Origin of the sequence: Protofrankia sp. Cj5, from assembly GCF_917627405.1 — a bacterium.
In the GTDB taxonomy this organism is placed as follows: Bacteria; Actinomycetota; Actinomycetes; order Frankiales; family Frankiaceae; genus Protofrankia.
The window spans coordinates 1-5,822 of sequence record NZ_CAKJTO010000183.1 but is presented as its reverse complement, the minus strand read 5'-3'; the positions used below and the strand labels follow the sequence as shown (position 1 = coordinate 5,822).

The following is a 5,822-nucleotide window of genomic DNA, read 5'->3' as shown; positions in this document are numbered from 1 at the left end:
GGCAGCGTTCCGCCACCGCCAGGCGTGGTCGACCGGGCCGATGCCGGCGCCAAGCGCGAAGCCGGCTGCCAGCGCACCGGTGACGTACTCCTTGGCCGCCCGCACCGCGTCGGGCACCTCCATCCCACGGGCCAGAAACGCCGTGACCGCGGACGCGAGGGTGCAGCCGGTGCCGTGCGTGTGCCGGTTGTCGTGCCGCGGCGCCCGGAGCAGGACCGTCCGCCTGCCGTCGGTGAGCAGGTCCACCGCGTCGCCGCGCAGATGACCGCCTTTCACCAGCACCCAGCGGGATCCGAGGGCGAGCATCGCCCGAGCCGCATCCGGCATGTCCTCCTCGTCGCGCACAGCGACGCCGGTGAGCAGCCTCACCTCGTCCAGATTCGGGGTCACCACGGTCGCCAGCGGCAGCAGCCGTGTCCGGACGGTCTCGACAGCCTCAGGGGCGAGCAGCGGATCGCCGTGTTTGGACACCCCGACCGGATCGACCACGACCGGGACGCCCGCATCAGCCAGATCGGTCAGCTCGGCCGCCACCGCCGCCACGATCCACGGCGACGGCAGCATCCCGGTCTTGACCGCGTCGACACCGATGTCGTCCACAACGGCCCGGATCTGCGCGGCGACGGCGTCAGCGGGCAGCTCCCACACCCCGCGTACCCCCAGGGAGTTCTGCGCCGTCACCGCGGCCAGAGCGGTCATCCCGTGGACGCCGAGGGCCAACATGGTCTTCAGGTCGGCTTGGACGCCGGCACCGCCGCCGGAGTCGGATCCGGCGATCGTCAGCGCTCGAGGCGGGGCCACAAACACCACGCTACGGCTGGACCCGGCCGGTTCAGCGGCGGAAGTGATCCCAGCCACGTGGTGTGCCCGTGGCGTCGCTGGCGGCCAAGCCGTCCAGCTGCGGGTCGCGCAGGTCCGGCGGGATGTCGTCACCGACAAGCCGCACCCCGGCCCGGGTGCTCCCGGCCGGTTCACCGGGCCGGGACGAACCGGCCGGGAGCACCCGGCCGATCACCGCCACGCCGGCCGGCACGGCCGCGCCCGCCGGCAGCGTCCCGACCAAGCCGTGGTCCTCACCGCCGGTAAGCAGGTGCCGCACGCCAACGCCGGGAACGAGGGCGCTCAGAGCGGCCACGTCCACCTCGAACACGACCCCGGACGCGGTGGCCACATGCCCGAGATCGGCGAGCAGCCCGTCGCTGACATCCACCAACGAACTCGCGCCCGCCCGTGCCAGGGCTGGCCCGGCCGCATACGGTGGCGACGGACGGCGGTGGGCGGCCACCAGCGGCCCGTCCCGCACACCGGCGAGCAGCAGGTCGAGGCCGGCCGCCGAGCGGCCCACCGTGCCGGCGAGCACGACCGATTCCCCCGGCCGCGCTCCGGCCCGCGTCAGCGGGGCACACCCCGCCAGATCGCCCAGCGCGGTCACCGCCAGGCAGATCTCGCTCGCGCTGACCATGTCACCGCCGACGATGGTCGCGCCGACCAGCGCACACTCGTCGCGCAGACCGTCGGCCACGCCGTCGACGATCTCTATGGGCGTGGCCGACGGGCAGGCCAGGCCGATCAGCAAGGCGGTGGGCGTGGCTCCCATGGCCGCCACATCCGCGAGGCTCTGCGCGGCGGCCTTGCGCCCCACGTCGTACGGAGAGGACCAGTCGAAACGGAAGTGGCGCCCCTCGACCAACAGGTCTGTGGTAGCAATCACATCACCAGAAGGTGCGGGGACCACTGCAGCGTCGTCACCGGGACCCGCGGGTGGCCCAGGTGACCTCAACCGGGTCACCACCCGGGCGATCAGAGCAAATTCCCCGGCGTCGGACACACTCACCGGAGCCGATTGCCTGTTACCTTCTGTCGGCCCGTTGTTCTGCGAGACGGGTTGTCGGCATGCGACGAGGGAGCGTCTGTGGTCCACGCGTACATCCTCATCCAAACTGAGGTTGGCAAGTCCTCCTCGGTGGCCAAGGAGATCGAACAGATCCCCGGAGTCACCCAGGCAGAAGACGTCACCGGCCCTTACGACGTGATCGTGCGCGCTGCGGCGGCCAGCGTCGATGAGCTGGGAAAACTGGTCATGTCACGGGTGCAGGCAGTCGATGGCATCACCCGGACTCTGACGTGTCCGGTGGTTCACTTCTGACCCGGCCGACGGCGGTGCGATCATGACTCTTCGCGCTGCCGGAGGCCCGAACCGGTACCTCGGGGTGGCACGGCCGGCAGGCTCGGGCACCCCTGTTCGACGAACACGCGCCGCTCGCATGATGGCCAGGATCTCGATCCCGGCCGTCGCGCGGGCCATCGTCCTTACCACCATGATTCTCATCACATCCTGCGCGGGATCTCCAGGTCCGGTCACGGTCAACCTGGCGCCCAGCCCGGCCGGCGACGAACGGTCGGCCTGTCTGAGACTCATCGCGGCGCTGCCCTCCTCCCTGGGTGCGGGCCTCGGCCGCCGCGAGGTCAGACCGGCGTCACCGTTCGTCGCCGCCTGGGGCTCCCCCCCCACGGTGCTGTCGTGTGGGGTCCCCGGGGCCGCCGCGGCCTACCGCCCGGACGTGACCCTCTCAGTTGTCGACGACGTCGGCTGGTTCGCCGAGGAGCGTGGTGCCAGCGTCCGTTACTCCACGCCGACCAGACGCCCCCAGGTGGTGGTCATCCTGCCCGCGTCGGTGCAGGCGTTCGATGTTCTGGTCACGCTTGCCGGTCCTGTCCGCGACACCACCAGACCGACGGTCGCCTGACCCCACCCCGGTCTCAGCGCAGCCCGGTGCCGCGGCGCACCGCGAGTGCGATCAGCCGGTCCACCAGCGCCGGGTAGTCCAGGCCGGTCGCCCCCCACATCCGGGGGAACATCGAGGTCGGGGTGAACCCGGGCATGGTGTTGACCTCGTTGACGACAATGGAACCGTCCGGGCACCAGAACATATCCACTCGCGCGAGGCAGGCGCAGTCCAGCGCGTTGAACGCCCGCACGGAAAGATCACGAATTCTGGCCGCGGCCTCGCCGGGGATGTTCGCCGGAACATCGAGCCGGACCGCGTCCGACAGGTACTTGGCCTCGAAATCGTAGAACCCCGCTGAGGAGGTCACCGTCACCTCAGCCGGGACGCTCGCCTCCGGCTCGCGGCCGGACAGGCTCTCCAGCACCCCACACTCGATCTCACGGCCGACGACGGCAGCTTCGACAAGCACTTTCGGGTCGACCGCGCGGGCGGCCTTCAACGCGGTCTCAAGCTCGTCCCACGCATCCACCCGGCTGATGCCGATGCTGGAACCACCTCGGGCCGGTTTGACGAACACGGGCAGCCCCAGCCGTTGCCGGTCGGACGCGGTGAGGCCCTGCCCCCCGCGCAGCACCACGAAGGGCGCCACCGGCAGCTGCGCGGCCGCGAGCAGGGTCTTCATGTGCTGTTTGTCCATGGCCGCGGCGCTGGCGAACACTCCAGAACCGACGTAGGGCACACCGGCCATCTCCAGTAGCCCCTGCACGGTGCCGTCCTCGCCGAAAGGCCCGTGCAACAGCGGGAACACCACGTCGACCGCACCGAGCCCGGCCTTGTCAAAGCCGGCCTCGTCAAAGCCGGCCTCGTCAAGCCCGGCCCCGTCAAGGCCGGCATCCCCGGATCCGGGCCCGGTCCGCACCGGGCCGAGAGCCCTCAGGCCACCGGCGGTCGGATCGCCCGGCAGCGCCACCGGCGTCCCCGTGTGGTCGACGCTGGGCAGCACACCGGCACGGATCTCGAGTGGCGCCGGATCGCCCGAGCCGAGCACCCACCGGCCATCCGGGGTGATACCGATGGCCACGACCTCGTAACGTCGTTGGTCCAAGGCGCTAAGCACGCTTCCGGCGGACACGCACGAGATCGCGTGTTCGGTGCTGCGCCCGCCGTAGATGACGGCGATCCGGATCCTGCGCGGGGTACCGGGCATGACCGGACCCTAACCGATCGTCGGTCACACCACCGTGCGGTCGACGTCACGGAGAAGCCCATACCGCGGCGACGGCCGCCGGCAGCGGTGGTTCAGGCGACGGGTCCACGATGCTCGCGATGCTCATGGCCTGGCTCGCGGGTCATCAGCTCCTTGACCGCGTCTATCGGAGCGAGACCTTCGTAGATGACCCGCTCCACCTGCTCAGTGATCGGCATCGCCACGCCCAGCGACCGGGCCAGCGCCAAGACGGGGCCGCAGGAGCGGACGCCCTCGGCGACCTGGACCTGTTGAGCGTTAGCCGTGGCCAACGTCATGCCCCGGCCGAGCTTCTCACCGAAGGCGCGGTTGCGCGACAGCGGCGACGAGCAGGTAGCGACAAGATCCCCCAGGCCGGCGAGGCCGGCAAACGTCAGCGGGTCGGCGCCCATGGCCGCGCCGAGCCGGGTCGTCTCGGCAAGCCCTCGGGTGATCAGGGAGGCGACCGTGTTGGTACCGAACCCCATCCCCTCGAGCATGCCGGCGGCCAGCGCGATCACGTTCTTGACAGTGCCGGCGAGCTCACAGCCAACCAGGTCAGAGTTGGTGTACGGACGAAGATAGGACGTCCAGCACGCTGCCTGCAGGTCGCTGGCCGTCTGTTCACAGGCGCTCGCCACGACGGTGGCCGCCGGCTGCTCGGCAGCGATTTCGCCCGCCAGGTTCGGACCGCTGACCACCGCGATCCGCTCCGGGCCCGCGCCGGTGACCTCCCTGACGACCTCGCTCATCCGACGGCAGGACGCGATTTCGATACCTTTGATCAGACTCACGTAGACCGCGGCCGGCGGGACAAGCGGGGCCCAGCGCGTCAGGCATCCGCGCAGGGCCTGGGACGGCACCGCCAGTACGACCAGATCGGCCTCGCGGAGCGCCTCCGCGGCCTCACCCGTGGCGCTGACCTGGTCAGGCAACGTGAGTCCGGGCAGATAGCGAGGGTTGACGTGCGAGTGGTTCACCGCGCGCACGATGTCGGGCTCACGCGCCAGCAGGGTAACCCCGGCGCCGGCGTCCGCGAGTACCTTGGCGAAGACCGTTCCCCAGGATCCGGCGCTCAGCACAGCCGCTCTCGTCACCCGGATCGCCTGCCAGCCGGACGTCCGCCCCCGAGCCCGCCGCGGCGCGGCTGAACCGGGCGCCGGATAGCGACGACCGTCGCCAAGGTGATCCGGGCACCGGGTTGTTCAGCTGGCCTCACGTCGCAGGAGTCTCGCTCAGCTACCTGAAGCCTGTCGAGAAGGCTGCTGATCGTGTCCGATCGTGTCTCAGCGCTGACCGGATAATGAACAGATGGCAACCAGAATATTACTATGCGATAGCAATCGCAACAGCCAGCAAGGGACGCCCGCGCCCACGGCCCGGCCGCGACGAATGCCATAAGGTCGGGACGTGACACCCGCGCCACTCAGGACATGATGGTTGGGCCGGCCTGGGTGATGGTTGTGCCAGTCAAGCTCTTGGCCGCGGCCAAGAGCCGGCTCGCCCATCCCGAGCGCGCGGCCCTCGCACTCGCGATGGCCCAGGACACCGTGGCCGCGGCCAGGGAGATCGATGCCGATGTGGTGGTGGCCGTCGTCGTCGTGACCAGCGACCGCACGGCGCGGGCGGGCATGGTGGGTATGGCGGACACGTCGGATACGGCCCGGGGCGCGGCGGGGAACGCCGCGAGCCAGCGCTCCACCGACGCTCGGGTGGTCGTCATCCCCGACCTGCCGGGCACCGGCCTCAACGCGGCGTTGACACACGGTGCGGCCGAGGCCGCGCGGCGCTGGCCCGACGCCGGTGTCGCGGCGATGTCCGCCGACCTCGCGGCACTGCGCCCGGCCGAGCTGCGGGCGGCGCTGCTG

6 protein-coding genes and 1 pseudogene are annotated in these 5,822 nt (G+C 70.8%); 3 read left to right on the top strand and 4 right to left on the bottom strand.

The features are described 5' to 3' along the window. Both thiD and MJ777_RS22105 read right to left on the bottom strand, forming a co-directional pair. Positions 1-801 (bottom strand): bifunctional hydroxymethylpyrimidine kinase/phosphomethylpyrimidine kinase (gene thiD / locus MJ777_RS22110; RefSeq protein WP_370652814.1); only part of this gene is annotated, 801 nt, incomplete at its 3' end. A 31-nt stretch (positions 802-832) separates the two neighbouring features. Beyond that, positions 833-1,834, bottom strand: a complete 1,002-nt coding sequence (locus MJ777_RS22105; RefSeq protein ID WP_239310345.1) for a thiamine-phosphate kinase — start codon at positions 1,832-1,834, stop codon at positions 833-835. Positions 1,835-1,912: 78 nt separating this feature from the next. On the opposite strand from MJ777_RS22105, the gene MJ777_RS22100 reads away from it, so the two are divergent. After that, the gene (locus MJ777_RS22100; RefSeq protein ID WP_239310346.1) at positions 1,913-2,146 is read left to right on the top strand and encodes an Lrp/AsnC family transcriptional regulator; all 234 of its coding nucleotides are present in this window, start codon (positions 1,913-1,915) and stop codon (positions 2,144-2,146) included. 118 nt (positions 2,147-2,264) lie between these two features. Beyond that, positions 2,265-2,747, top strand: coding sequence for a DUF3515 family protein (locus MJ777_RS22095; RefSeq protein ID WP_239310347.1), 483 nt, complete (start codon positions 2,265-2,267; stop codon positions 2,745-2,747). Between the two features lie 13 nt (positions 2,748-2,760). Here MJ777_RS22095 and MJ777_RS22090 read toward each other — a convergent pair whose 3' ends face one another. Together MJ777_RS22090 and MJ777_RS22085 are read right to left on the bottom strand one after the other, a co-directional pair. Beyond that, positions 2,761-3,936: a D-alanine--D-alanine ligase family protein gene (locus tag MJ777_RS22090; RefSeq protein WP_239377672.1), complete on the bottom strand. Its 1,176-nt coding sequence runs from the start codon at positions 3,934-3,936 to the stop codon at positions 2,761-2,763. A 92-nt stretch (positions 3,937-4,028) separates the two neighbouring features. Further along, positions 4,029-5,051 (bottom strand): NAD(P)H-dependent glycerol-3-phosphate dehydrogenase, encoded by a 1,023-nt coding sequence (locus MJ777_RS22085; RefSeq protein WP_239377671.1) that lies wholly within the window; start codon positions 5,049-5,051, stop codon positions 4,029-4,031. 360 nt (positions 5,052-5,411) lie between these two features. Between MJ777_RS22085 and MJ777_RS22080 the strand changes: the two are divergent. Then, positions 5,412-5,822 (top strand): annotated as a pseudogene (locus tag MJ777_RS22080) (2-phospho-L-lactate guanylyltransferase); the annotation flags it as partial.